The sequence below is a fragment of the Streptomyces griseus genome, from assembly GCF_001715295.1.
In the GTDB taxonomy this organism is placed as follows: domain Bacteria; phylum Actinomycetota; class Actinomycetes; order Streptomycetales; family Streptomycetaceae; genus Streptomyces; species Streptomyces griseus_G.
In genome coordinates this window covers 1,107,100-1,129,914 of the sequence record NZ_MDKB01000001.1, presented here as the reverse complement: position 1 = coordinate 1,129,914, position 22,815 = coordinate 1,107,100, and the positions used below count along the sequence as shown (strand labels likewise).

28 protein-coding genes, 1 tRNA gene and 1 pseudogene are annotated in these 22,815 nt (G+C 70.8%); 9 read left to right on the top strand and 21 right to left on the bottom strand.

Annotation, left to right across the window (positions count from 1 at the left end):
* Nucleotides 1–17 precede the first annotated feature (17 nt).
* From BA175_RS04435 to BA175_RS31565, 5 genes and pseudogenes are all read left to right on the top strand, one after another.
* Nucleotides 18–1,313, top strand: a complete 1,296-nt coding sequence (locus tag BA175_RS04435; protein WP_069169874.1) for an amidohydrolase — start codon at nt 18–20, stop codon at nt 1,311–1,313.
* Nucleotides 1,314–1,386: 73 nt separating this feature from the next.
* The gene (locus BA175_RS32190) at nt 1,387–1,821 is read left to right on the top strand and encodes an SDR family NAD(P)-dependent oxidoreductase (protein ID WP_079159369.1); all 435 of its coding nucleotides are present in this window, start codon (nt 1,387–1,389) and stop codon (nt 1,819–1,821) included.
* A 432-nt stretch (nt 1,822–2,253) separates the two neighbouring features.
* Nucleotides 2,254–3,141 (top strand): SDR family NAD(P)-dependent oxidoreductase, encoded by an 888-nt coding sequence (locus tag BA175_RS04430; protein WP_217493209.1) that lies wholly within the window; start codon nt 2,254–2,256, stop codon nt 3,139–3,141.
* A 761-nt stretch (nt 3,142–3,902) separates the two neighbouring features.
* Nucleotides 3,903–4,265: a DUF488 domain-containing protein gene (locus tag BA175_RS04425; protein WP_069169873.1), complete on the top strand. Its 363-nt coding sequence runs from the start codon at nt 3,903–3,905 to the stop codon at nt 4,263–4,265.
* Between the two features lies 1 nt (nt 4,266).
* Nucleotides 4,267–4,431: pseudogene (locus BA175_RS31565) on the top strand (succinate dehydrogenase/fumarate reductase iron-sulfur subunit); the annotation flags it as partial.
* Nucleotides 4,432–4,537: 106 nt separating this feature from the next.
* Here the strand turns inward: BA175_RS31565 and BA175_RS04420 are convergent.
* Nucleotides 4,538–4,611, bottom strand: a tRNA-Pro gene (locus BA175_RS04420).
* Between the two features lie 153 nt (nt 4,612–4,764).
* Nucleotides 4,765–5,730 carry an NAD-dependent epimerase/dehydratase family protein gene (locus tag BA175_RS04415; protein WP_069169872.1) on the bottom strand — a complete coding sequence of 322 codons (966 nt, stop codon included), beginning with the start codon at nt 5,728–5,730 and terminating at the stop codon, nt 4,765–4,767.
* A 197-nt stretch (nt 5,731–5,927) separates the two neighbouring features.
* On the opposite strand from BA175_RS04415, the gene BA175_RS04410 reads away from it, so the two are divergent.
* Nucleotides 5,928–6,653, top strand: coding sequence for a TetR/AcrR family transcriptional regulator (locus BA175_RS04410; RefSeq protein WP_069169871.1), 726 nt, complete (start codon nt 5,928–5,930; stop codon nt 6,651–6,653).
* A 46-nt stretch (nt 6,654–6,699) separates the two neighbouring features.
* Here BA175_RS04410 and BA175_RS04405 read toward each other — a convergent pair whose 3' ends face one another.
* The 18 genes from BA175_RS04405 to crcB (BA175_RS04320) form a co-directional block, all read right to left on the bottom strand.
* Nucleotides 6,700–7,320 carry a GTP-binding protein gene (locus tag BA175_RS04405; protein ID WP_069169870.1) on the bottom strand — a complete coding sequence of 207 codons (621 nt, stop codon included), beginning with the start codon at nt 7,318–7,320 and terminating at the stop codon, nt 6,700–6,702.
* The gene (locus BA175_RS04400) at nt 7,298–7,669 is read right to left on the bottom strand and encodes a DUF742 domain-containing protein (RefSeq protein WP_069169869.1); all 372 of its coding nucleotides are present in this window, start codon (nt 7,667–7,669) and stop codon (nt 7,298–7,300) included. The genes BA175_RS04405 and BA175_RS04400 overlap by 23 nt, the downstream gene beginning before the upstream one ends.
* A gap of 2 nt (nt 7,670–7,671) precedes the next feature.
* A complete protein-coding gene (locus tag BA175_RS04395) occupies nt 7,672–8,106 on the bottom strand; it encodes a roadblock/LC7 domain-containing protein (RefSeq protein ID WP_069169868.1) in 435 nt (144 codons plus the stop codon).
* 128 nt (nt 8,107–8,234) lie between these two features.
* Nucleotides 8,235–10,118 carry a sensor histidine kinase gene (locus BA175_RS04390; RefSeq protein ID WP_069169867.1) on the bottom strand — a complete coding sequence of 628 codons (1,884 nt, stop codon included), beginning with the start codon at nt 10,116–10,118 and terminating at the stop codon, nt 8,235–8,237.
* A 731-nt stretch (nt 10,119–10,849) separates the two neighbouring features.
* Nucleotides 10,850–11,311: a hypothetical protein gene (locus BA175_RS04385; protein ID WP_069169866.1), complete on the bottom strand. Its 462-nt coding sequence runs from the start codon at nt 11,309–11,311 to the stop codon at nt 10,850–10,852.
* Between the two features lie 63 nt (nt 11,312–11,374).
* Nucleotides 11,375–11,776, bottom strand: coding sequence for a gas vesicle protein K (locus BA175_RS04380; RefSeq protein ID WP_069169865.1), 402 nt, complete (start codon nt 11,774–11,776; stop codon nt 11,375–11,377).
* 43 nt (nt 11,777–11,819) lie between these two features.
* A complete protein-coding gene (locus BA175_RS31560) occupies nt 11,820–12,083 on the bottom strand; it encodes a gas vesicle protein (protein ID WP_254667804.1) in 264 nt (87 codons plus the stop codon).
* Nucleotides 12,080–12,907 (bottom strand): GvpL/GvpF family gas vesicle protein, encoded by an 828-nt coding sequence (locus tag BA175_RS04370; RefSeq protein ID WP_079159367.1) that lies wholly within the window; start codon nt 12,905–12,907, stop codon nt 12,080–12,082. The genes BA175_RS31560 and BA175_RS04370 overlap by 4 nt, the downstream gene beginning before the upstream one ends.
* Nucleotides 12,904–13,365 (bottom strand): gas vesicle protein, encoded by a 462-nt coding sequence (gene gvpJ, locus BA175_RS04365; RefSeq protein WP_069169864.1) that lies wholly within the window; start codon nt 13,363–13,365, stop codon nt 12,904–12,906. Before gvpJ ends, BA175_RS04370 begins: the two co-directional genes overlap by 4 nt.
* A 43-nt stretch (nt 13,366–13,408) precedes the next feature.
* Nucleotides 13,409–14,722, bottom strand: a complete 1,314-nt coding sequence (locus tag BA175_RS04360; protein ID WP_069169863.1) for an SRPBCC family protein — start codon at nt 14,720–14,722, stop codon at nt 13,409–13,411.
* Nucleotides 14,715–15,320 carry a hypothetical protein gene (locus tag BA175_RS04355; protein ID WP_069169862.1) on the bottom strand — a complete coding sequence of 202 codons (606 nt, stop codon included), beginning with the start codon at nt 15,318–15,320 and terminating at the stop codon, nt 14,715–14,717. Before BA175_RS04355 ends, BA175_RS04360 begins: the two co-directional genes overlap by 8 nt.
* Nucleotides 15,321–15,345: 25 nt before the next feature.
* Nucleotides 15,346–15,603, bottom strand: a complete 258-nt coding sequence (locus BA175_RS04350; RefSeq protein WP_069169861.1) for a gas vesicle protein GvpG — start codon at nt 15,601–15,603, stop codon at nt 15,346–15,348.
* Nucleotides 15,604–15,655: 52 nt separating this feature from the next.
* On the bottom strand, nt 15,656–16,369 hold the full coding sequence (locus BA175_RS04345; RefSeq protein WP_069169860.1) for a GvpL/GvpF family gas vesicle protein: 714 nt from the start codon (nt 16,367–16,369) through the stop codon (nt 15,656–15,658).
* 3 nt (nt 16,370–16,372) lie between these two features.
* Nucleotides 16,373–16,828 (bottom strand): gas vesicle structural protein GvpA, encoded by a 456-nt coding sequence (locus BA175_RS04340; RefSeq protein WP_069169859.1) that lies wholly within the window; start codon nt 16,826–16,828, stop codon nt 16,373–16,375.
* Between the two features lie 55 nt (nt 16,829–16,883).
* Nucleotides 16,884–17,189, bottom strand: a complete 306-nt coding sequence (locus tag BA175_RS04335; protein ID WP_069169858.1) for a gas vesicle protein — start codon at nt 17,187–17,189, stop codon at nt 16,884–16,886.
* Nucleotides 17,190–17,378: 189 nt separating this feature from the next.
* Nucleotides 17,379–17,756, bottom strand: coding sequence for a fluoride efflux transporter CrcB (crcB, locus tag BA175_RS04330; RefSeq protein WP_069169857.1), 378 nt, complete (start codon nt 17,754–17,756; stop codon nt 17,379–17,381).
* Complete coding sequence (locus BA175_RS04325; protein ID WP_069169856.1) at nt 17,753–18,103, bottom strand: DUF190 domain-containing protein; 351 nt, start codon at nt 18,101–18,103, stop codon at nt 17,753–17,755. The genes crcB (BA175_RS04330) and BA175_RS04325 overlap by 4 nt, the downstream gene beginning before the upstream one ends.
* Nucleotides 18,100–18,588 carry a fluoride efflux transporter CrcB gene (gene crcB, locus BA175_RS04320; RefSeq protein WP_107407508.1) on the bottom strand — a complete coding sequence of 163 codons (489 nt, stop codon included), beginning with the start codon at nt 18,586–18,588 and terminating at the stop codon, nt 18,100–18,102. Before crcB (BA175_RS04320) ends, BA175_RS04325 begins: the two co-directional genes overlap by 4 nt.
* A gap of 715 nt (nt 18,589–19,303) precedes the next feature.
* Here crcB (BA175_RS04320) and BA175_RS04315 point away from each other — a divergent pair.
* The 3 genes from BA175_RS04315 to BA175_RS04305 all read left to right on the top strand — a co-directional run bounded on the left by BA175_RS04315 (nt 19,304) and on the right by BA175_RS04305 (nt 21,502).
* Nucleotides 19,304–20,311: a sporulation protein gene (locus tag BA175_RS04315; protein ID WP_069169855.1), complete on the top strand. Its 1,008-nt coding sequence runs from the start codon at nt 19,304–19,306 to the stop codon at nt 20,309–20,311.
* An 11-nt stretch (nt 20,312–20,322) separates the two neighbouring features.
* Nucleotides 20,323–20,562, top strand: a complete 240-nt coding sequence (locus BA175_RS04310) for a twin-arginine translocase TatA/TatE family subunit (RefSeq protein ID WP_107407533.1) — start codon at nt 20,323–20,325, stop codon at nt 20,560–20,562.
* A gap of 415 nt (nt 20,563–20,977) precedes the next feature.
* The gene (locus tag BA175_RS04305; RefSeq protein ID WP_069169853.1) at nt 20,978–21,502 is read left to right on the top strand and encodes an O-acetyl-ADP-ribose deacetylase; all 525 of its coding nucleotides are present in this window, start codon (nt 20,978–20,980) and stop codon (nt 21,500–21,502) included.
* 99 nt (nt 21,503–21,601) lie between these two features.
* Here BA175_RS04305 and BA175_RS04300 read toward each other — a convergent pair whose 3' ends face one another.
* Nucleotides 21,602–22,798, bottom strand: coding sequence for an MBL fold metallo-hydrolase (locus BA175_RS04300; protein ID WP_069169852.1), 1,197 nt, complete (start codon nt 22,796–22,798; stop codon nt 21,602–21,604).
* Nucleotides 22,799–22,815 lie beyond the last annotated feature (17 nt).

The window sequence follows — 22,815 nt, the reverse complement described above, 5'->3', positions numbered from 1 at the left end:
GTTGGCAGGAAACAGTGGTGAGCAACGAATCCCCGGGCAGGAACGCCCGTGCGGACGACGTCCTGGCCGGACTGGCGGGTATCCGTTCCGAGCTGGAGGACTTCTACAGGGACCTGCACGCCCATCCTGAGCTCGGTCACCAGGAACACCGCACCGCGGCCCGCGTGGCACAGCGCCTGACGGACTGGGGCTACCGGGTACACGAGGGTGTCGGCGGCACCGGCGTGGTCGGCGTGTTGACCAATGGCGACGGACCTGTCCTCCTGCTGCGGGCCGACATGGACGCTCTGCCGGTCCGGGAGGAAACCGGTCTGCCGTACGCCAGCGCGGTGACCGCCACGGACACATCCGGTCGGGACGTGCCCGTGGCACACGCATGCGGCCACGACATGCATGTCACATGTCTGCTGGGCGCTGCCCGGCTGATGTCGGCCTCCCCGCAGTCGTGGCGGGGCACACTCGTCGCGTTGTTCCAGCCGGCGGAAGAACCGGGGGACGGTGCCGACCGCATGCTCGCCGACGGTCTCGCCGACCTCGTTCCCCGCCCGGACCTCGCACTCGCCCAGCACGTACTGCCCTACCCCTCCGGACACCTGGGCACCCGCTCCGGATCCTTCCTCTCGGCGGCGGACAACCTGAAGATCACCGTCCACGGGAGGGGAGCCCACGGCTCCGCTCCACAGGCCGCGATCGACCCGGTAGTCATGGCTTCGATGATCGTGGTCCGCCTCCAGACGATCATCTCCCGGGAGCTCGCCGCCACTCAGCCCGCAGTGCTGACCGTGGGTTCCATCCACGCGGGTACGACCGGCAATGTGATCCCTGATTCGGCCGAGATCCAGCTCAACGTGCGCACCTACGACGAGGGCACCCGTGCAGACGTTCTGGCCGCCGTGCGACGCGTCGTCGAAGCGGAGTGCGACGCGTCCCGCGCGACCCGGGACCCGCAGTACGAGGAAGGCGGCCGCTTCCCCCCGACCGTCAACGACGACGCCGTCACCCGTGAGGTCTCGGCCGCCTTCACCGCGTACTTCGGGGAGCGGGCCCACACCAGCGAGCTGCAGAGTGCCAGCGAGGACTTCAGCCGGATCCCGGACGCCCTCGGCATCCCGTACACCTACTGGGGTATCGGCTGCATCGACCCCGAAACCTACCGGGCGGCCGAGGAACGCGGCACCGTCGCCCAGGATGTCCCGGTCAATCACAGCGCCCGCTTCGCACCGGTGCTCCAGCCGACGCTGGACACCGGCGTGCAGGCTCTGGTCGTCGCCTCGCTGACCCGGCTCGCCCACCCCGACGACGAACGCCCCTGAACCGGCGCACCCAGCGACGCCACGGACTCCCGGCCGCGTCGGCCCGGTCCGGTCGAGGCGTTAGTCCAGACCACTGCGGACGCACCCGGCGGTATCGAAGGCCTTCGTCGCCAACGCCGGCATTCCCGGGCCCACAGCCTCGGACGACACGATGGACTCCGGTCAGTGGGACGCGGTCCTCGCGGTCAACCTCACCGGGACGTTCGACGTCACGTGCGTGTCCCTCCCGTCCCTGACACAGGCCAACGCGGGTGTCATCATCAACGTGTCGTCGGTGGGCGGACGCTTCGGCTGTCCGAAGCGAAGTCGGTACGCCACCACCGAACGCCGACTCCCCGGGGCAGCGAGACAGTTGCCCCGGAACTCGGAGAGACCGGTGTCCGGGTCGACGCGATGGCCCCGGCGTGATCGACGGCGCACATCCGGCGGGTACCGCGAGACCGGGCAGAGACCACTGGACGCAGCCTGGACGAGGTCACCGCCGACGCCCTGGGCATCCAGGTGCTGAAGTACATCGTGGACCCGGCAAAGAGGCGGTCCGCCTGGTGACGCAGCGTCCTGCCGGGGTCGCGGCAGCGGAGGTTCCGGGCGGTGCAGTCTCCGGCGCGTCCGCCGTCATCACGGCGCTACGTGACGACGACGCGGTCGCAGCGGTCCTGTCAGATGCGGTCACCCGGGGGCGGCGCGATCCGGCTGCGGACGAGGGAGGGCCCGACGTAGGGCACGCCGGCGCGCCGGTAGTGCACGCGGTCTGTCGGCCGCACCACGGGTGTCGTGGCTGTGTGCGCCAGGTGCGAGAGGCCGGAGTCTGCTCCAGCACCGCGCGTCAGCCGTTCACCACCCACGGCCCGCGTGCCGCGCTCGCCGGCAGGCGCTCGCGGCACGACACTGGAGCCACCGCCAGGCACGCGGGCCGCGCCGCAGCGATCAGGAATCAGGGATGAGTGGCATGACGGACCGATCTCCGGGTCGACACACCGGGACGAGGGTCGCGGTAGTTACCGGCGCGGCCAGGGGCATCGGGCGGCATGCATCGCTCGCCCTCGCACGCCAGGGCATCTGGATCGCAGGTATCGACATTGCCGGGCCGGTGAGCCCGATCCTGGACTATCCCCCCGCAACCCCCCAGGATCTTGCACACACCGGCGAGTTGGTGCGGCAGGCCGGGGGCAGGTGGCTCGCCGTCGAAGCCGACCAACGCGACATCGACGCGATCCGCGCCGCCGCCGTCCGGATCGAGCACGAGTTCGGCGGCGTGGACATCGTCTTCGCCAACGCCGGAATTCAGGCGTTCAAGCCGCTGCTGGAGATGGACGACGCAGACTGGCAGGACCAAATCGACGTGAACCTCAACGGCACCGCGAATATCCTGCGGGTCTTTGCACCCCTGCTGGTGCACCGCGGCGCGGGGCGGATCATCGTCACCTCTTCGACCCAGGGCCAGCACGGCACGCTGAACGGAGCTGCCTACTCGGCCTCCAAGTGGGCACTGATCGGGCTGGTGAAGTCCGCCGCCCTCGAGCTCGGCTCGCATGGAATCACCGTCAACGCCCTCATCCCCGGATTGATCGACACGCCTCTGACCAGGCACGAGGACCGCTACGCCCAAGCGATCAGCACCGCCGGGGGCCAACCGAGCGGAGACCCCCACCAGGACGAAGCGACGGCCGAGCATCTCCTTACAACCAAGAGCTCACTTGGTGTGCCGTGGATCGAACCCGCTGATGTAGCACCTGTCGTCGTGTTCCTTGCCTCGGAGGGCGCCCGGATGGTGAGCGGTGCCTCATTCGCGGTGACCGCAGGTGACAGCGCAACCATCACCGCCTGAGGGCTGTCCCGCACTTCCCGGCGGGCCCGCGACGACAGCTACGGCACCTCTCCGGGTTGTCGGCGCGTCCCTAGGCATTCCGGTATGCGGACATGCCTCCGCCGCGCGACGCGCCGCGTCCGACGCCGCGCGCCGATCCACCGGGAAGTGCGGGACAGCCCTTTGCTCGACTCTGTCGGGACTCTTGCAGTTGCCGGGGTCAGGTGCCAGGAGTGTGCCAGGACTTCGGCCGGGTCTCATGCTGATCGAGGTAGGTCCGGAAGGCGGCCGGTCGGCGGGGAGGGCGTGCATCCTGGCCCGAAGGTCTCCGCCCGCGCGATCCCGGCCTCCGCACCCCGGGTACCTTCCGGATCTCGATTCTCCGCCGCGTACCGCTTGCCCCACTGTGGTCGTGGTCGGCCTGGGACCGGGCGGTGAGCAGGCAGGGTCCGAGCGCTGGTGTCTGCGGGCCGGCGGGGGCAGGCTGGAAGGTGCACACGCGCCGTCGGGCCAGGTGCGACTGCCGAGTTTCGATGATCGCGGCGAGCAAGCTCCGCGAGTGTCGCTCCATCGCTGGGCACTGGGCGTCGATTTCCGGGCTGCCCTCCGCGGGGCATGCCTGCGCCGCGGAAGGCAGGCCCCGAAGGGTGGAGCGCCCTGAGTGACCGGCGCAGCCAACGCCGTAGGCGCTCCCCGTGAACGCCCCGGCCCCGGCGGGACGGGAGCGCAGCGTGGGCCGCAGCCGAAGGACGCCGTGTGGAAGGACCGTGAGGAGGCCGCTGGTGGCTGCGAAGCACAAGGTACAGGTACGGAGGGCATACGAGGAGCCGGCGCGGGGGGACGGCACGCGCGTGCTGGTCGACCGGATCTGGCCACGAGGGCTGACCAAGGCCAAGGCCGACTTGGACGAGTGGTGCAAGCAGGTCGCCCCGTCCACGCAGCTGCGCAAGTGGTACCACCACGATCCGGACCGCTTCGAGGAATTCGGCCGCCGCTACCGCCGCGAGCTGGACGACCCGGAGCGTGCGCAGGCGCTGGCGCACCTCCGCGAACTGGCGAAGGGCCGGACGCTGACGCTGCTCACCGCGACCAAGCAGTCCGCCATCAGTGAAGCCGAAGTCCTCGCCGAGTTGCTCCGGAGCTGACTTCGACAGGGACGAGGGGCAGGTTACGGGCGCCCCGACCGGTGACGCACCCGACGCTCACACCGTGCCCGTACCGAAGGCGTACGCCGACGCGGCGTTCGACGCCGCGACCTGCCTCGGCTCCGGAGCGTGCGTCGCGGCGTGTCCCAACGGCTCGACGGCGCTCTCACACTCACCCGCTGACGCCGGTCGCGCCCCACAGGTCCCCAGGAACAGCCGAGGGCCGGTGTCGGATCACTCCGACACCGGCCCTGACCTGCGACTGTCTCCAGTCGGGACGACAGGATTTGAACCTGCGACCCCTTGACCCCCAGTCAAGTGCGCTACCAAGCTGCGCCACGTCCCGCTGCCCGTCTGACCTGGGGCTTTCCCCTGGCTGAACGCGCATGAGAACAATACCGCACTTGGAAGGGTGGTCACGAACCCGTTTGCCGGACCGGCCGCGCACACGCTCGGCGCCGGGGCGGGAGCCGTACCCCGCGAGGTTCGCACCGTGGGGTCAGCGGTCGCCCCGCCGGGCGTGGGCGGCGAGGAACTCTCCGTACCAGGCGAGGGTGGCGTCCAGGGTTTCGGCCAGCGGCGTGGGGGTCAGCCCGAACGCCTCCTCGATGGCCGACGAGTCGACCGTCTGCTCTTCGGTGTGCTGGTAGAACATCTCGGCGTACTCCGCCATGAACACCTCGTCGAACGGGCCGAAGGGCCGCGGCTCGGGCACGACGGTGACGTCCAGGGGGCGCCCGACGCGCTCCTCGATCATCGAGAGGATGCGGCGCGTGGTGAGTGCCGGGGCCGTGGGCAGGTGCCACACCCGCCCGTCACCTTCCGGGTGCTCCCCGAGGGTGGCGAGTCCGGTGGCGACGTCGCCGATGTACGTGTAGCTGTGCGGCAGGTCGATGTCACCGAGGGCCGGGACCTCGCCCCCGGTAAGCGCTGCGGGGAAGACCGCGCCACCCAGCGTGGAGTTGAGGACACCGGGGCCGACGAAGTCGGCGGAACGACCCAGTACGACGCGGAGCCTGCCCTCCGCGTGGGCGGCGAGGTATCGGGCATCGAGTTCCGCCCGCATCAGCCCCTTGCGGCTGGTCGCGTTCCACGGGGTCCGCTCGGTCATCACGGCGCCGTGCGTCTCACCGTACGGGTAGAGCGTGTCCAGGACGACGAGCCGCCCGCCGGCCGAAGCCACCGCGTCCACGACGGCCTCCTGTATTCGGGGCATGACCTCGACCTGCAGGTGGTAGCCGACGTTGACGCAGTGGTACACGACGGCCGCACCCTCGACGGCGGAGCGCGCCCCCGCGGCCGTCGAGACGTCGGCCGCGAAACGGGCGACACCCTCCGCGGCCGGTCCCGCCGCCTTCCGGTCGACCAGGCGCACGCGGTGGCCCCGCGTCACGAGTTCACGGGCGAGGGCGGTGCCGGCGGGACCGGCGCCCAGGACGGTGTGCAGAGCGGGCGTGGCAGTCATGACTGCTCCTTCTGAGCGTCGGGGAGGCGATGGCCGTGACCGTCGGGACGATGACTGTTGCGTCGCATCACTTTCGCTAGAGAGCATAACCAGAGTTACGCGCCATCACAATGCCTCTTGTTAGACTCCGTAACGGAAGTGAGTGGGGCTAGGCCACCAGGGCCGCACCGTCCGTATCCGCACGAAGGAGCCACCCCGTGGACCGAACCAAGGACAGCCCGCGGGCCCGGTACCGGGAGCAGACCCGGTCCGAGATCAAGGACACCGCCCTGCGGCAGCTGGCCGAATCGGGCGTGGCGGCGCTCGCGCTGACCAGGATCGCCAAGGAGATGGGACTCTCGGGTCCCGCGCTCTACCGGTACTTCGCCAGCCGGGAGGACCTGCTGAGCGCTCTGATCAGGGACGCGTACGACGACGCCGCCGCGGCCGTGGCGCAGGCCGTGGCGCAGGCCGACGCCGCCGCGCAGGGACCTCGCGCACGGCTGAGCACGCTGGCCGGCGCCTACCGGGCCTGGGCGGTCGCGGAGCCGCACCGCTATCTGCTGATCCAGGGCGCGCCGGTCCCGGGGTATGTCGCCCCGGACGACACCCGGGACCGTGCCCGCGCGGTGCTCGGGCCGTTCCTGCCCGTGTTCGCGGCCGGGGAACCCGGCGCGGGGATCAGCGGCCTGGTGGCGGAGATGTCGGCCTGGCACGCGGGTGACGACGCGGTGGCCGCATGGGTGGCCGACTACGTGCCGGATGCCGCCCGTGACTCGGCACGGCCGGCGGCCGCCCTGGCAGGAGCAGTCCTCGTATGGGCGCAGCTGCACGGTTCGGTGGGCCTCGAGGCGGCGGGGCAGTTCGCCGGGATGGGGCACAGCGGTGGAACACTGCTCGCCGCCCAGCTGGGTCTCCTGGCGGACTGCTTCGCGCTGTCCTGAGCGGCCGGGCCGACGGTCGGGACGGTCCGGACGGCCCCGTGAAGGATCACCGGGGGACTCCGGAGCCGGACAGCGGTGCCGGTGCCGTGGCGTTGATCAGGTGCTGGACGAGAGTGACCAGGGCCCCCGTCCCGGAGCTGGCGATCCGGGCGTCGCACAGGACGACCGGTACGTCGGGCATCAGGTCGAGGGCCACCCGCACCTCGTCCGGTTCGTAGTGGTAGGCGCCGTCGAACTGGTTGACCGCGACGATGAATCCGATGCCCCGGCGCTCGAAGAAGTCGACGGCGGGGAAGCACTCCGCCAGCCGTCGTGTGTCGGCCAGCACCACGGCACCCAGCGCACCCTTGGAGAGTTCGTCCCACATGAACCAGAAGCGCTCCTGGCCGGGTGTCCCGAAGAGGTAGAGCACGTGCTGCTCGGAGAGTGTGATCCGGCCGAAGTCCATGGCCACGGTGGTCGCCGTCTTGGACTCGACGCCTTCGAGACTGTCGGTGGCCACGCTGACCTGGGTCAGGAGTTCCTCGGTGCTCAGCGGGGCGATCTCGCTGACAGCCCCCACGAACGTCGTCTTCCCCACGCCGAACCCACCGGCCACCAGGACTTTGAGGGCAACGGGGAAGTACTCGGAGCTTCCGGCGCTGTCAGAGCTGTCGTCGTAGACCATCGAGCACTGCCTCCAGCAGGGATCGGTCGGTGGGCATGTCATGGAAGGCGGGGGCGTGGGCGGTGACCGCACCGCAGTCGACCAGGTCAGAGAGGAGGACCTTGGTGACGACCGCGGGCAACCGGAGGTGGGCGGCGATCTCGGCCACGGAGGTGGGGGCCTCGCACAGCCCCAGGGCAACGGTGTGTTCGGGCCCGAGAGGGGTCTGTGGCGCGCTCCCCGTCGCCATCACCAGGGAGAGCAGGTCGAGCACGGTCGTCGGCTGCGTCCGGCCGTTGCTCACGGTGTACGGGCGGACGAGGCGGCCGGCCTCGTCGTCGAGCAACGGCCCTTCCTGCGGGGCCGCCATCCTCACGGCCCCGGGGTGAACGACGCTCCGGCCGGCTGCCGGAGCGGCGTCATCAGATAGGGGCGGACGCTCTTGACCAGCATGGCCATCTCGTAGCCGAGGACGGCGGCATCCGCCTCCCGGCCGGCGAGGACGGCGAGGCAGGTTCCCGATCCGGCGGTGGACACGAACAGGAGGGTCGAGTCGAGCTCGACGACGACCTGCCGCACGTCACCGTTGTCGCCGAAGCGGGCGCCGGCACTGCGGCCGAGGGAGTACAGGCCGGCGGCGAGGGCCGCCATGTGGTCGGCACTGTCGGCGTCCATGCCGTGGACGGATTTCACCAGGCCGTCGGCCGAGAGGAGGACGGCACTGCGTGTGTAGGGCACGCGCTGTACCAGCCCGCTCAGCAGCCAGTCGAGGTCCGAGACCTGACCGGACGGCATTTCGCTCGTCATGGTGCATCTACTCCTTGGGATGTTGTCGGTCGAAGGGGCGGGAGGCCGGGCCGAGCGGAGCGGTCGTCCGGGCCGGCTCCACGCGGGGCCGGGACCGGACGCTCCGCCCGGCTCGCTCCGTTCACGGCTCACCCCGGCCCGCTCGCCCGGTCCTGGCCGGGCAGCCGCGGCCGCGGCCCGGAAGAGCCGCCCGGTTCCGCCGGGGCGGCGAGACCGCGGACCGGCAGTGGGGCGAGGCCGTGACCGCGCTGCGCTCCGACGGAGAGCGGGGGCCCCTCACCCGTCGCCGTGCCCGTGGCGGCGCTCGGCGCCGCCTGCCGCGGCAGGGCTGAGGCCGGGTCGTGCGGGGATGCGGCCACCAGGTCGTCCGCCGACCGGGCCTCGGCTAGGTCGATGCCCCTCCGGAAGGCGGCCAGCAGGCCGGGGTCGTGCAGGGCGTTCCCGTCCTCCACCCGCGGGGCGGGGGCCTGCCTGAGCTGAGGAGCCAGATGCTCCTGGTTGCTGCGCCGGGGAAGCTGCGGGCGGTCCGGGGATGCGTCCCTCAACCCCGGGGCGCCTGCGGCCGGCGCGCCCGTGGCGGGGTTCGCCCGGTCGACGCGTTCGGCGCGCAGGGGAAGCGGCGGCGCCTCGCCCTGGCGGCCGGTCTGTCCACCGGGCCGGTCGTGCCCGGGCGCGGACTGCCGGGGCGAGGGGGGCGGCGCGTCCGGGTGCGCGGCACCGGTGGGCCTGGCGGACGGCTGCGGGACGGGCATCTCGCCGGTACGGTCCTGCGCCTCGGTGTCGATGCCCAGGAGGACCTGCGGCAGTACGAGCACCGCCTGCGTTCCGCCGTAGATGTTGCTCTGGAGCCGTACGGCGATGCCGTGCCTGCGGGCCAGCGACGCGACGACGAACAGGCCGATCCTGCCGTCCTCCAGCAGATGGGCCACGTTGACCTGGTCGGGGTCGGACAGGAGGTCGTTCATCCGCTTCTGCTCGGGAACGGGCATGCCGAGTCCGCGGTCCTCGACCTCCAGGGCGAGTCCGGCGGTCACGCGCTGCGCCCGCAGCAGCACCTGGGTGTGGGGGGCGGAGAACACGGTCGCGTTCTCGACGAGTTCGGCGAGCAGGTGGATCACATCGGCGACGGCGTGGCCGCGCAGCGTGCCGTCGAGCGGTGGCACCAGCTTGACCCGCGGGTACTGTTCGACCTCGGCGATCGCCGAGCGCAGCACCTCCGTGACGGTGACCGGACTGCTCCACTGCCGCCGCGAGACCGCTCCGCCGAGGACCGCGAGGTTCTCGGCGTGCCGGCGGACGCGGGTCGCGAGGTGGTCGACGTGGAAGAGGCCCTTGAGCAGATCGGGGTCCTCCACCCGGTGCTCCAGCTCGTCGAGGATCTGGATCTCCCGGTGCACGAGGGATTGCAGGCGCCGCGCCAGATTGACGAAGACCTCGACCTTCTGTTCGTTCCCGGCGTTCCTGAACAGCTGGGACGCCCGGACGACGGCGGCCACGGCTCCGTCCTGTGCCCGCCCCATGTCCTGGGCGAGCAGGTCGAAGGGGTCACCGTCGGGGGCGGTGGGCGGTCCGGCCGATCCGGGAGGCACGGGTCCGCCCTCGTGGAGCTGGTCGACGAACCGCTCCAGGTCGGAGACGTACCGGGCGCTGGTGCGCCGGAGGGCGAGGCAGCGGTCGACCACGCCGGCGGCGGCCCGGTCGGCTCCCAGGAAGGCCGCGGCCACCGCCGCGACGGCCAGCGCCGCCGAGCCGCCGAGCGCCGCCAGAAGGCTGCCGGACGGCCGGACACCGGCGAACCGCACGGTGAAGATGACGGCCGCGGTTCCGCTCAGCACGGCGGCGACGACCGGCAGGAGGGCCGTGCGCCGCATCTGCTGCCGTAGGCGGGCGTCGGGGGCGTGCGGTGCGGAGCGCGGCCGGCCCGCGGCCGGGTGCGCCCGGCCGCCCGGGCGGCCGTGCCGCCCGCCTTCGCGGCGTTCCGGTCGCGCGGAGGGGGCGCGAAGTAGAGACATGGTCGTCCTCGGTACGCGGGGCACCGGGAACCGGCTTTCGTCCGGTGCGCCTACGGGGGTCGGTCAGGCACGGGTCAACGGCCTGACAGACCCGACCGATATGAGCCCACCGTTGATCACCGGCAACCCACGGTAGTCGCGGATCACCCCCGCCCGGCGCACAGTTGTCGAAGTTGCCCGCCCGGCGTCCCGCTCCGGGATGACGCCTCGCACAGGTAGCCGAATCCCCACCGCAGCCTCGCGGGACAGGAGTCCGGACCTCGCTCGCGCGTGCGAGGCACGCACGTCATGGACGGGCCGTTCCGTCCGGCGGCCCGTGAGACCGAGAGGGGGGCGAGGAGCATCCCGCAAGAGAGCAAGCCGGACATCTAGCTGTATATCGATTCGAGGGCGGGGTGCCCGGACGGCGTGTCATGGGACATCCCGGAGGGAGCCCCGTGAAGGCCATTGTTCGGCACGACGTCGGTGACATCCGGCTGGACGACGCCCCCGAAGCGGAGATTCAGCGACAGCCGACGGCCGGAGCACGGACGTCCGTGCGCAGACACGGGCCGTTCGGTCCGCCGACGCACGGCCGATGCGCGGGCGCCTGCACGCACCCGCCCCGAGCGAGGTACGCGCCGGTCATCGGTGTGCGAGTCCTTGTCCGGGCGTACGCCCCCGCACGCGACGGAGGGCCGGCAGTCCCGCTGCCGGCCCTCCGTCGATACCGCCCGTCCGTCGCGGTGCGGTCAGATCCGTCCGCCGGTGAGCCGGGTGATGGGCCCACCGTGGACCTTGGCCGTCTGGCGGCCGAGGGCGAAGGCGCCCCCGACGAGGCCGACGGCACCCGCGGTGGCGCCCGCCGCTATCGCCTTGCGGTTCTTGACGACGGTCCACGCGGTGGTGGCGGTCGAGGCGACCTTGCCCGCCGTGGACCTGACGGTCTGCTGTCCGGTGTCCCACCCGGCGGCCGCGGCGCGCTTCGTCGCCTCCCCCGCGGAGCGGACTCCGGACTGCACGGACCGGGCGGCCTTCCCTGCCTCCTCGGCCGATTCCGTGGCCTTCGAGGCTGCGACCGCCGAGTTCGCCTTGGCGCTGCTCCCGGCCGAAGCGGTGGTGCGCCGACCCTTGGCAGCGGCTGCCTCGGTACGCGCACCGTTCTTCTCCGTGGCGCCGTTCGCGTTCTTCGTGTCTTCGTTCTCTGCAGTCATGCTATGCGTGTTGCCGCTCGATCCCGGCTGAAACAAAGGGAATTACCTCTTGTGCCGATTGTTTCAGGCGGCGTCGCGGGGCAGCAGGGAGCCCAGAGGCCCCAGATCGAGATTGAGGTCGTCCATGGTCAGGCCATAACGCTCGCACAGTTCTGTCATCCGGTCCTGGAGAATCATCAGCGTCAGACCGATGCGTTCTTCCTGATCCTCACCCAGATCGCCTTGGTCGACCCTGTGCAGCGCGGTACGTTCCATGAGCTGGCGCAACAATTCCACGATGGTCAGCACCAGTTTGATGAGATCGCGTTCCACCGTGTCCGGATCGGTCTCCAGCCGCCGGGTGGCGGCGTTCTGCGTCTTCCGCTCCCCGGGTCCCGCGGGGACGAGGTCGAAAGCACGCGCTGCCGCCTGTGCCACCTCGTGCAGATCGGCCCCCTGGGGGCCCGGTCCCTCCGTGTCGTTCATGCGCTGTCTCCTCGCTCGTCGGCGCGTCCGTGGCGGGCCGGCCTCACCAGGGAGCCGGTTCGTCCGAGGTGATCGACCGGATGACGGCCCGCAGATTGATGTGGACCAGGTCCACATCGGCGACGGACAGCACCAGGTCACCGGTGAGGACCGCGCCGCCGTTCAGCAGACGGTCGAGCAGGTCGATGAGTGCGATCTCACGGCCCGCCAGGGATTCGACGGAATCATCGGCGTCAGCTGCCTGCCGGGTGCCGGTCCCGGCAGGACCGGCACCCGGCAGACCCTCCTCGGGGAGCTCGCCGTTCATCGGGTTCCGCCCTCGCTCTCCGGCGGTGTCGCGAAGGAGTAGGGGGCCCACGGACCGGTGACCTCGACCTCGACGCCCGGAAAACCGTCGGCCACCCCATGGAGCGCCCGGCGGAACTCCTCCTCCTGTGATGCCCGGACCAGATACGCCTCGTTGGCGATGTTCTCGCCCGCCGCGCGGGCCAGTTCCCCCTGCTGGGGCCGGTGCGAGACACGGGCCTCGGCGAGGCCCTCCACCCGTGCGGGGATGCCGGCCGCCACGGCCCCGGCCGCCCGGTAGGCGTCCCGGTGGTTCTGGCGCTGTGCCCGGCGCTGCTGGAGGTACGCGCGTCCGGGGCTCGACGGCTGCCCGCTCCCCGGTCCGCCGCCCGCGGGGGCGGGGGTGGCAGCGCTGCGGGGATCGGCATAGACCTTGACGCCCATCTCCACGTGGCCTTCGAGACGGGCCAGCAGGGCACCGAACTCCGGCTCCCGCTCCTCGAGCATCGACCGCACCCGGGCGTCGTCGACGTACACCGTGGCCAGCCGCATCGGGAGGACGGTCGCGTGCGCAGAGGCGAACTCGACGACGGAGTGGTGGGTACGGGCCAGGACCTCGAGCGCGTCGAGGTCCGCCATCCGGGACGCGATGCCCGCCGAGTCGTAGGACGCGGACGGAACAGTGGACACCACCGCGACCAGGCCACCGCCCGCGACGGTCCGCAGCGGGCCGTCCTCCAGGCCCGGCCGCCCGTCCGGCGCCGTGTCGAGAGGAGTGCCGGTGCGGCCGACGGCGTAGACGTAGGAGAGGCCCTGCCCGGCTGCCGGGTCGACGTTCACCGTCACTGTCGTTCCTCACCTTCCGACTCCCCGGCCGTTCCCGGCAGGGGTTCGGGTGTGTGCGCGCCGGAGCCGGCGGTCAGTCCCGCCGCGGCTCGCAATTCCGTGATCTCTGCCCGGAGCCGCGCGTTCTCCTCGGCGAGGGCGCCTTGCTGCCCGTCACCCGACGGTGCGCGGCCCCCGTCCACCTGCTGCTCGGGGCGCGCCCGGGAGGAGAGCGAGGGATCGTGCTCCCACCAGTCGATACCCATTTCCTTGGCCTTGTCCACGGAAGCGACCAGCAGCCGCAATTTAATGGTGAGCAGTTCGATGTCGAGAAGATTGATCTTGATATCTCCCGCGATCACGATTCCCTTGTCGAGAACGCGCTCGAGGATGTCGGCGAGATTCGCGGAGGATCCTTGCTGCCCGTACGGGGAAACTCCCGACGAGTTCCCCATCCGGCCGGCCAGTGAATCGGACATGTGACTTCAGCCCCGTCCGCTGTGGTCGTATCTGCGAGGCACGTCAGTCACGCGCCGATGCGGTCCGGCGCCGGCCGCGGGGGGCCGGCTCCTCGGCCTCCTCGCCCTGTCCGGGCTCGTCGACGTCGTCGTACTCCTCGTCGCCCTCGGCCTCTTCGGGCTCGTCGTCCTGCTCGAACTCGCCCTCCTCGGCCTCTTCGGGCTCGTCGTCCTGCTCGAACTCGCCCTCCTCGGCCTCTTCGGGCTCGTCGTCCTCCTCGAACTCGCCCTCCTCGGCTTCGTCACCGTCCTCGGCTTCGTCACCGTCGAGAGGTTCCTCGTCGGTACCGTCCTCGGCGGGGGGCTCGTCGGCGGTCTCCGGATCCTCGTCCTCCTCCGGTTCGCCGTCCGTGAAACCTTCCTCCTCGTCGGCGTAGGCGTCGTCGGGCTCGTCGTCCCCGTCCGCGGTCTCTTCGGACTCGGCACCGTCCGCACCGGGGTCCTCCTCGGCGCGCGACTCCTCGGCCTGCGACTCCTCCTCCTCGACGGCCTCGTCGTGTCCCACGACGACCTCTCCGTCCCGGATCTCGCCGCGCCAGCCGTCGGTCGCCTCACCGCGCATCATGATGAACTTGCGGTAGAGCTTGAGGTCGAGCCGGGCCCGGCGGCCCTGCGCCCGCCAGATGTTGCCGGTCTTCTCGAAGAGACCCTTCGGGAAGTACTCCAGGACGAGCAGGACCCGTGTCAGATCGTCGGTGAGCGCGTGGAAGGTCACGACGCCCTTCACCGTGCCCTTGGCGCCTTCGGTCGTCCAGGTGATCCGCTCGTCGGGCACCTGCTCGGTGACGTTCGCCTTCCAGCTGCGCGTGGACTTGGCGACCTTCACCTTCCAGTTGCTGCTGGTGTCGTCGGTCTTCTCGACACTGACGACGCCCTTGGCGAAGGTGCTGAACTCCTGGAACTGCGTCCACTGGTCGTACGCCTCGCGCACCGGCACGCCGACGTCGATGTCCTCGCTGATGGTGACGCTCTTCGACTTGCCGCCGCCGCTCTTACGTCCCTTGCCGAACAGTCCCTTGACCTTTTCCTTGAGGGCGTCCTTCACATGCGAAGCGCCGGCGGACATGGCCGCCTGGGCGGGCGACTTGCCCTCGCTGAGGTGCCGGCCCCCCTCGGCGATGGTCTTGGCCGCACCGGTGAGACCGCCTCCCTTGCCTTCGGCCATCGAGCTGACGCCTTCGCCGAGCCGGTGGCCGAGGCTGGTGACCGCGTGCTGGGCGCGAGCCGTGAGGTAGCTCTGCAGCTCCTGCTTGAGCCGGTCGGTGGCCGGGTTGTTCGCCACCTCTTCCCTGACCTTGCCGAACGTCGAGTCAGCCATTGGCGCCACCCCGCTCCTTGCGGGCGGACGAGGTCGCCTTACGGGCACCGGAGGAGGTCTTCTTGCGTGTACCGCCGGACGCCGAACGAGCGCCTCCGGAAGCGGACCGGCCCCCTGACTTCGCCGGGGACTTGGCCGTGGCCTTCGAAGCGGTCTTCGCCGTGGACGTGGCGGAAGTCCTGCGGCGCGGCGCGGGCTTCTTCTCGGCCCGCTCCTGACGGTCGTCGTCGGTCGTGCCGCTGTCGTCCTGGTCGTCGTACTCCTCGGCGTCCCGCTCCTGTGCACGGTCGACCGTGCCGTCGGGGTCCCCGAGAGCGAGGGTGCGCCGGTGCAGGGAGTCGGCGAGGCCGCTCGCCCGCTGGGTCAGGGCGTTGGTGGCGGCCGTCTTCGTGGCTCCCACCACCTCCTTGCGCACCTGTTCGTTGAGCGTTCCGAGGACCGGCGATTCGGCGAGCATCCTGCCGAGCTGCGCGGGGTCCAGGTTCAGCTTCTTGCCGGCCAGGAACATCCCGAAGCCGATCGCCATCTTGGCCTTCTTCGTGCGGCCCAACAGATATCCACCCACAAGGGCCGCAGCTATCTTCGCGTTCTTCGTCATCTTTCGAGCACCTCAATCTCCCGTCTCAGGATTCGCTGTTCCGACGCTCCTGGTACGCCTCGCACATCTCGAGACGATCCAGCAATTCGTCCTCACGCCGGTCGAACTCATCCTCGTCGATGGCACCACTCAGCAGTTCACGCTCGAGTTCCGCCAACTGCCCACGTACGGGCTCGGGGTCGTAATGGTCGCGCTCGGCCGCGAGCACGACCTGGTCGAGAACCCAGGCCGTGCCGCGTACCGGAGCGAGGGGAAGGGTGAGTATCTGCCCGATGAGGCCCATGACAAACGCTTCTCCGTTTCACGAGGGCGGTTCCGCGAGGGTGGTCGCCGCCTCAGGCGAAGCTGTAGGGCGGCAGCGGGCCGTTCAGCCTGAACTCGTATTCGTCGCCGCGCCGTTCGGCCTCTTCGTGTACCGCCTGCGAGAAGGCGGCCGCTTCGTCCCGCTTCACGAGATAGGACGCGTTCAGGAAGTGCTTCGCGGTCGGTTCGGCCTCGGACGTACGCTCGGCCAGGGGGGAGAAGACAGCGGCGATGTCGCGTCCCAGCGCCTCCTGCCGGGCCTGTACTTCACGAGCGACGATTTCACCCAGAGCCATCATCCTGTCCTGCGCACCCGGATTACGGCGTGTGTACTCGCTGAGTTCCCGCGCCTCGGTCGAATCCCGAAGGATTTCCCTCAGCATGCCTTCCTCGTCACGGGAGACCTTCAGGTTGTACTCCAGGCATCCGTCGATCTCGGCAAGGCGAGCCGTGTATTTCTCCTTCTCCCGTTCGAGGGCGTCCTGCACCTGGCCGTCGTCCGGTCCGACGAGCCCGAACCGCATGGGCAGTACGGCCCCGTCAGCCATCAGCCGCTCCAGCACGCCCTGGTGGGCGACGAGGTCGCGGCGCTTGGCCCGCAGACCGGGCGGTGTGTCGCTGACGACGGCTCCCAGCTCAGGCGTCTTCACGGTCCGCAGTTCCGACGGCGGGTCACCGACACCGGCCAGGCCCTCCAGCCGCAGCGGATGGTCGGCCGCTGTGATCGCGTAGACGTACGTGGCCATGTACTACTCCTCCCCTTGCCGGCTGGAACGGCGGCTGCTGCTCGATGCGGTGGACTTGCGCGCCGGCCGCTTCGTGGTCTCCTTCTCCTTCTCCTCCGAGCTGTCGCGCCCGCTCTGGAAGGACTCGGTGAAGGCTTCCACCGCGCCCGTCAGCGCTCCTTTCGACTTTCCTTTGGCGCCGCTCTCCACCGTGTCACCCACTATGTCGGTGAGCTGGGCCGGGGCCTTGCGGCCCGACTCCAGGTCCAGCCGGTTGCACGCCTCCGCGAACCGCAGGTACGTGTCCACACTCGCGACCACGACACGGACGTCGATCTTGAGGATTTCGATTCCGACGAGCGAAACACGAACGAAGGCATCGATGACGAGCCCCCTGTCCAGAATGAGCTCGAGGACGTCGTAGAGATTTCCGGACCCGCCTCCGCTGCCGGAGGCGTTGCTCTGTTGTACGAGACTCATGGTCGGCCTTCCTTCCGATGTGCGTCACATGCGCCGGCCTTGCACGGGGCAGGTGTCAACGGTCGACCTGTCCTCGCGAATACCGGCGCATTCTTTCGTAGCCCATGAGCTGTCCCTGGCCGTCGAGTTCGAGGCGGTAGGAGGCCATGACACTGGTGGTGTCGGGGATCTTCTCGATCTCGACCACCTCCACATCGGCCGTCCAGCCGTCGTTCGTGGCCTTGATCGCGGAGACGGAAGCAGGCTCGCACTGGAGCAGTTCCGCGAGCTGGCCGGCCGCTTTGCGCATGGCCGTGGAAATGCCTACGCGCTCCGGGCCGCTTCCGCCGCTCTTTTCGTCAGTACTCTCGGTCGTCGCCATGCGTCCGCCTGCCGTGTCATCGGGACTGCCGTCGAAGGGTTCCGGTCAGCCATTTGTTCGGGGCTGAACTGCGCGTGCCCGTCGAAGCCGAACATATGCATCCCGAAAACACGTGCCGGAAGCCGAGCAGGATCGGAAAGGGCACGTCGACGGCACCGCGGCGCCCCCCGCCCGGGGGACGGCGGGCGATCAGCCGAAGAGTGTCCGCCCCAGGGCGTATCCGCCGGAAGCGGCGCCGAGGCCGGCCGCGACCGAGGCGATCACATTGGCCACGGCAAAGAATCTGGCTCCGCTCTCGGCCAGGCGCAGGGTCTCGTAGGAGAACGTGGAGTACGTCGTCAGCCCCCCGCACAGCCCGACACCCAGCAGCAGGCGCACGGAGTCCCCGGCCACCCCTGCCGCCAGGACACCGGTCAGCAGGCCCAGGACCAGTGAGCCGACGACGTTGACGGTGAAGGTGCCCCACGGGAAGACGGTGCCGTGCCGGGCCTGGACGGCCCGGTCCGTCAGGTAGCGCAGCACCGCGCCGCCCGCGCCGCCGACGGCCACCAGGAGGAAGTCGCTCACGGCGTCGTCCCGCCGGAGGCGGTGAAGCGGACTTCCTGCACGGGTTCCAACGTCACCGGCCCCTCGACGTCCAGCTCTTCCAGCTGCGGGAGGAAGGCGTGGATGCGCTCCGCGCTGTCCACGACGACGACCATGACGGGCAGGTCGTCGGCCATGGAGACGAGCCGTGTGGTGTGCACGGTACGGCCCGCTCCGAAGCCCTCCACGCCGTGGAAGACCGACGCGCCGGCCAGTCCGGCGGCGTGGGCGCGGCGCACGATCTCGCTGCACAGCGGATGGTGGTGCCGGCGGTCGGTGTCGGCGACCAGCACGGTCAGCCGCAGCGCCGGGACGGTGGTCCAGCTCATCGCTCGCTCCACTTCGCCAGAAGACGGCGCGCACCCCACGCGCCGGTACTCACCGCGGTGAGGGCTGCGACGAGGGTTGCCGCCAGGTAGGTGAGCGCCGTCGCGGCGTGCCCCTCGTCGAGCAGGCTCCGGATGTCCACGCAGTAGGTCGAGAAGGTGGTGAAGCCGCCCAGCACGCCCGTGCCGAAGAACGGCCGCAGCAGCGGATGTACCGAGAACACCTCGGTCACCGCCACCAGGAAGACACCGATCACCAGACATCCGACGGCGTTGACCGTGAGGGTCGTCCAGGGGAACGTCCCCGGGTCGGTGGGCCACAGCCGGGACGCCCCGTAGCGGGTGACGGCGCCGAGGGCGCCACCGGCCGCGATGACGGCGAGCACGGCGAGGTGGGAGCGCCGGCGGCGCCTGGTCGCCGCTGCGGAAGCGGCGGCAGGTCCGGGCGGCTGCGCCGTCGTCGGCAGTCCGGTCTCTTCACGGGCCATGGCTCTCCTACGCGTGGTTTCACGTCCGCGCAGGGGAATGCGGACGTCACGAGTAGGGACCGTCGGCGGCGGGTGCCGCGGTTCGGGTACGGCGGGCCCCACCGCCGCGCGCCACCATGGGTGTCGCAGGATGTCCAGCATACCGGGCCGGGCCGTCCGGAGGAGGCCAGGCGGCAGACGGCCGGTGTGGCAGCGGGTGTGACGGGGCGCGCGGGCCCGGTCGGCCGGCGCGCCCCGTACCGGGCGGCCGTGCACCTCGCGACGGCGCCCGGGACATGCGGCTCCGTACGGTGCGTCGCCCCTCGCAAGGGAGCACACCGGCGACATTGGACGAAACGCTCCCGTCACGGGCAGCGCACCGCAGGACAGCCGATGTCTGTACCGTGCACGGGAGCGGCCGTCGCAAGGGTCCGGGACCCTGCGGCGGCGGGCACCGTCCACAGGCGGCCGAAGGAGAACGGNCGGCGGTCGGGCGGTTCGACGGTCGGGCGGTCGGGCGGTCGGGCGGTCGGGCGGTCGGGCGGTCGGAGGCAAGCTGCGGGAACCGGCGAAGTCGAGCCACCCGGAGCCGGGATGGGCGCCACGACATCACACACGCCCCTTATACTTCTACATGCCTGTAGAGCGGAGGAAGTGGCCGCCGTTCCATGCCCGTTCCTGCGCGACCACCGCCTTTCGCCCCCCCTCATACGCACTCAAGGGAGTGAACGCCTCGATGGTGTTCAAACGACTGCTCGGCTCGCTCGGTGTGGGCGGCCCCACCGTCGACACCGTCCTCGACCCGGGATCCGCGGCCCCCGGCGGGGCCCTCACCGGCCGGGTCCATCTCAAGGGCGGTGCCGCCGACTTCGACATCGAGCACATCACCCTGGAGCTCGTCGCCCAGGTCGAGGCCGAACACGACGACGGCGAGAGCCTCGGCACCGTCACCTTCGAGCGCTTCGTGGTCGGCGGCGGCTTCCGGCTCGCCGAGGGAGCCGAACACAGCGTGCCGTTCACGCTGTCCCTGCCCTGGGAGACCCCGATCACCGAGCTGTACGGGCAGGGCCTCGGCATCGTCCTCGGGGTACGTACCGAGCTCTCCGTGGCCGGCGCCAAGGACAAGGGAGACCTCGACCAGCTCGCAGTAGGACCGCTGCCGGTGCAGGAAGCGATCCTCGAGGCGTTCGGCCGGCTCGGCTTCGGCTTCAAATCCGCCGACCTGGAGTACGGGCGCATCGGTGGCACGGGTCAGCAGCTCCCCTTCTACCAGGAGATCGAGCTCACCCCGGCCCCGCAGTACGCCCACGCGGTCAACGAGATCGAAGTGACCTTCCTCGCCGGCCCCGGCGGCGTGGAGGTCGTGCTGGAGGCGGACAAGCGCGGCGGCCTCTTCGCCGAAGGCCACGACGCGATCACCCGCTTCACCGTCGGCCACGACGACGTTCCGCACCAGGACTGGAACGCGCTCGTCGACGGCTGGGTGCGGCAGTTGGTCGAGCACCACTCGGCCCGCCCGGCACACGGCTCGTACGGCCAGGGATACGAGGGCCACGGCCCCTACGAGGACCACCGTCACCACGACGCAGGGCACCGCTCGGGGCCCGGCGTGGGCACGGCCGTCGCCGTCGGCGCGGCGGGGCTCGCCGTCGGTGTGGCCGGCGGCCTGGTCGCGGCCGAAGTCGTCGACGAGGTAGGGGACTTCTTCGAAGGCGACGACGAGGACGAGGGCGGCGAGGACTGACCGTGCTCGGCATGAGCGAAGTCGCCATCATCCTGATCGTGGTCATCCTGCTGGTCGGGGCGAAGAAACTCCCCGAGTTGGCCCGCAGCGCCGGGAAGTCCGCGCGCATCCTCAAGGCGGAAGCCCGGGCCTTGAGGAACAAGGACGCGGCCGCACCGGACCCCGGCAGCTCCGGCGCCGCGACTCTGCGAGTCGTTCCGGGCGAGACGGTTCCCCCGCGCGACGCGGACCAGGGGCCACGTCCGCAGTGACCCGGCCTCGGGGGTGGCGTGTGCGGCGGCGCCCTCGGCGGCATGCCCCACCCTCGACACGGGAGAAGCACACCGCGGCACCGCTACGGTGCCGGGAGCGCACGCGACATGGATCCGCCGAAGCGGCGCTCCCGGTGCGGTTCCGGGGCCGCTTCGTCGCGAGCCGGGCCCTCCGTGGCCTGATCGAACGCACCGGTCGACGCCCGGCGACGTGCCTCCCCTTCCTGAGGGGAGACGGTCACCGGGCGTCGACCGACGCCGCCGATGATCCGGCGGACGTCACGCGGCGGGTCCCACGTCCACCTGCTCGCCCTTCCGCCGGACTCAGGTCCGCAGGTCTTGAGGGATGCCTCCGACGAAGCCGTCTCAGCGAGCGGCATCGGCCGGGCAGGCCTGAACCCGGCAGAATGACTGCATGCCGACACGACCGACGATCACCCTCGTGCGCGGGGACATCACCGAAGAGCATGCCGACGTCCTGGTCAACGCTGCCAATTCCTCGCTCCTGGGCGGCGGCGGGGTGGACGGCGCGATCCACCGGCGTGGCGGGCCGGAGATCCTCGCCGCCTGCCGTGAACTGCGGGCCTCGCACTACGGCAAGGGACTGCCCACGGGGCAGGCGGTGGCGACGACAGCCGGCCGGCTGCACGCCACCCACGTCGTCCACACGGTGGGCCCGGTCTGGTCGCGTACGGAGGACCGTTCCGCGTTGCTGGCCTCCTGCTACCGGGAGTCCCTGCGGGTGGCGTCGGAACTGGGTGCCCGGACGGTCGTCTTCCCGGCGATCTCGACCGGCGTCTACGGCTGGCCCCTCCATGACGGGGCGCGGATCGCCGTACGTACGGTCCGCGAGGCCGCGTTCCCCCCGGTCACCGACATCCGGTTCGTGCTCTTCGACGAAGAGGCCTACGCACGCTTCGACGAGGTGCTGTCGGCGTAGGCAGTGTCTTCGGCGCCTGCGCCCCGGTTCCGCAGCGGCGTTCGGCACGACCGGTGGCCAGGATGGCCGTCGGACCGGTCAGGCGTGCGGACCTCACCGTCACCGCTCGCCCGCAAGGTCGACCTCCTCGCGACGCACCGGCGCCGGATCCGTCACCTCCGGGCGACGCCAGGGGTGCGCGATCGGTGCCGACACCGCCCGCCACCAGGCATCCGAGGGAACCTCCCCGGACGGTTCGAACGGTTCACCGGGCCGCGGGAACGCCACCGGCTGCCCCACCTCCTCGGCAGCGTCCTTCATCCACTCCCCCGGCTCCGCCCACGCATGCGGGGCGAGGTTGAACGTGCCCCAGTGGATCGGCATCAGCACACCGTGCGGCCGGCCGCCCTGCAGGTCCAGGTGTGCCTGGACGCCTTCCGCGGGCGTCATGTGGATGTCGGGCCAGTACTCCGAGTAGGCGCCGACCTGGATCATCGTCGCGTCGAAGGGCCCGTGGTCGGCTCCGATCTGCCGGAAGCCGGAGAAGTAGCCGGTGTCCCCACTGTGGTAGACGCGGTGCTCCGGGCCGGCGACGGCCCACGACGCCCACAGCGTGTGCTGCTGATTGCGCAGCCCACGGCCGCAGAAGTGGCGGGCCGGTGTCGCGGTGAGGTCGATGCCCGCGATGTGCGCGGTCTCGTTCCAGTCGAGTTCGTGGATGCGGTCGAGGGGAACCCCCCAGGCCTCCAGATGGGCACCGACGCCGAGCGGCACCGCGAAGACCGTGTCCGTCCTGGCCAGGGCCTTGATCGTGGGCAGGTCGAGGTGGTCGTAATGGTCGTGCGAGATCACGATGACGTCGACGGCTTCCAGCCCGGACACCGGCAGCGGCACGGGATGCAGCCTCTTCGGCCCGGCGAAGGCGAACGGCGAGCAGCGCTCACCCCAGACCGGGTCGAACAGGACCCGTCGGCCGTCGATCTCGGCGAGCACGCTCGAATGCCCCATCCAGGTCAGCCGAAGGCCCGTGACGGACGGTTTCGCCAGGTCGGCGAGGGTGGTGGGGTGGACCGGGACCGTTCCGGCCGGCGACCTCCGGGCCCGCTCCTCGCGGCGGAAGTAGACCTGGGCGAATTCGAGCATGGAGCCGGAGGGCCGGGTGCGCGCGCCCTCCGGGTTCTGGAAGACCCCGTCGGCGAAGTTGGGTGAGCGGCGGATGCGCTCCATCCGTGCGCCGTCCGGGTCCGCGCCGAAGGCGGCGGGGCGCAGCGCGCGAAGTCTGGTGCGGAGCGAAGGATGGGGGGTGGCGCCGGTCACAAACGTCTCCTGAGGGA

What these genes read in the sequence shown, in the direction of transcription:
- BA175_RS04430 (WP_217493209.1), top strand. Translation starts at nt 2,254, where the DNA reads ATGAGTGGCATGACGGACCGATCTCCGGGTCGACACACCGGGACGAGG.
- BA175_RS04415 (WP_069169872.1), bottom strand. Translation starts at nt 5,730, where the DNA reads ATGACTGCCACGCCCGCTCTGCACACCGTCCTGGGCGCCGGTCCCGCC.
- BA175_RS04405 (WP_069169870.1), bottom strand. Translation starts at nt 7,320, where the DNA reads ATGGTCTACGACGACAGCTCTGACAGCGCCGGAAGCTCCGAGTACTTC.
- BA175_RS04400 (WP_069169869.1), bottom strand. Translation starts at nt 7,669, where the DNA reads ATGGCGGCCCCGCAGGAAGGGCCGTTGCTCGACGACGAGGCCGGCCGC.
- BA175_RS04395 (WP_069169868.1), bottom strand. Translation starts at nt 8,106, where the DNA reads ATGACGAGCGAAATGCCGTCCGGTCAGGTCTCGGACCTCGACTGGCTG.
- BA175_RS04390 (WP_069169867.1), bottom strand. Translation starts at nt 10,118, where the DNA reads ATGTCTCTACTTCGCGCCCCCTCCGCGCGACCGGAACGCCGCGAAGGC.
- BA175_RS04385 (WP_069169866.1), bottom strand. Translation starts at nt 11,311, where the DNA reads ATGACTGCAGAGAACGAAGACACGAAGAACGCGAACGGCGCCACGGAG.
- BA175_RS04380 (WP_069169865.1), bottom strand. Translation starts at nt 11,776, where the DNA reads ATGAACGACACGGAGGGACCGGGCCCCCAGGGGGCCGATCTGCACGAG.
- BA175_RS31560 (WP_254667804.1), bottom strand. Translation starts at nt 12,083, where the DNA reads ATGAACGGCGAGCTCCCCGAGGAGGGTCTGCCGGGTGCCGGTCCTGCC.
- gvpJ (WP_069169864.1), bottom strand. Translation starts at nt 13,365, where the DNA reads ATGTCCGATTCACTGGCCGGCCGGATGGGGAACTCGTCGGGAGTTTCC.
- BA175_RS04360 (WP_069169863.1), bottom strand. Translation starts at nt 14,722, where the DNA reads ATGGCTGACTCGACGTTCGGCAAGGTCAGGGAAGAGGTGGCGAACAAC.
- BA175_RS04355 (WP_069169862.1), bottom strand. Translation starts at nt 15,320, where the DNA reads ATGACGAAGAACGCGAAGATAGCTGCGGCCCTTGTGGGTGGATATCTG.
- BA175_RS04350 (WP_069169861.1), bottom strand. Translation starts at nt 15,603, where the DNA reads ATGGGCCTCATCGGGCAGATACTCACCCTTCCCCTCGCTCCGGTACGC.
- BA175_RS04345 (WP_069169860.1), bottom strand. Translation starts at nt 16,369, where the DNA reads ATGGCCACGTACGTCTACGCGATCACAGCGGCCGACCATCCGCTGCGG.
- BA175_RS04340 (WP_069169859.1), bottom strand. Translation starts at nt 16,828, where the DNA reads ATGAGTCTCGTACAACAGAGCAACGCCTCCGGCAGCGGAGGCGGGTCC.
- BA175_RS04335 (WP_069169858.1), bottom strand. Translation starts at nt 17,189, where the DNA reads ATGGCGACGACCGAGAGTACTGACGAAAAGAGCGGCGGAAGCGGCCCG.
- BA175_RS04325 (WP_069169856.1), bottom strand. Translation starts at nt 18,103, where the DNA reads ATGAGCTGGACCACCGTCCCGGCGCTGCGGCTGACCGTGCTGGTCGCC.
- crcB (WP_107407508.1), bottom strand. Translation starts at nt 18,588, where the DNA reads ATGGCCCGTGAAGAGACCGGACTGCCGACGACGGCGCAGCCGCCCGGA.
- BA175_RS04315 (WP_069169855.1), top strand. Translation starts at nt 19,304, where the DNA reads ATGGTGTTCAAACGACTGCTCGGCTCGCTCGGTGTGGGCGGCCCCACC.
- BA175_RS04310 (WP_107407533.1), top strand. Translation starts at nt 20,323, where the DNA reads ATGAGCGAAGTCGCCATCATCCTGATCGTGGTCATCCTGCTGGTCGGG.
- BA175_RS04305 (WP_069169853.1), top strand. Translation starts at nt 20,978, where the DNA reads ATGCCGACACGACCGACGATCACCCTCGTGCGCGGGGACATCACCGAA.